Below are 338 nucleotides of genomic sequence, written 5' to 3' on the forward strand. Positions count from 1 at the left end.
GACGTTTCGTGGCCCGATTACATTTCGAGAGAAGTCGATGAAATAATTGCTTGAACAACTCATACGGCACTTCACTGGCTTTGGAAGAGAAGGTAGAGTAACAAACGGGCATCAAGCCGCAGGTCACCGCTTTTCCTACGCCCGAGCGGTAGCTATCCCACTGGCCTAAGGCCGAGTGCATAAAGAAAAGGAGCAGTTGGCTTGCTGTAAACTTGGTCGCTGTGTCCTTATACTTCAATTCTCGCAGAATTTCATGTACATCTTCTTCCGTCAATAACGTTTGAACTAAGGTGGTGAACGTGGTAGACTTTTTCATGAGGTCGCCTCTTTCGAATCGA

Annotated in this window: 1 pseudogene; it reads right to left on the minus strand. The window is 47.0% G+C overall.

Annotated elements, in window-relative coordinates:
• Positions 1-316 (minus strand): annotated as a pseudogene (locus tag L691_RS29935) (IS4 family transposase); the annotation flags it as partial.
• Positions 317-338 lie beyond the last annotated feature (22 nt).

Origin of the sequence: Paenibacillus zanthoxyli JH29 (assembly GCF_000520715.1) — a bacterium.
Taxonomy (GTDB): Bacteria; Bacillota; Bacilli; order Paenibacillales; family Paenibacillaceae; genus Paenibacillus_AQ; species Paenibacillus_AQ zanthoxyli.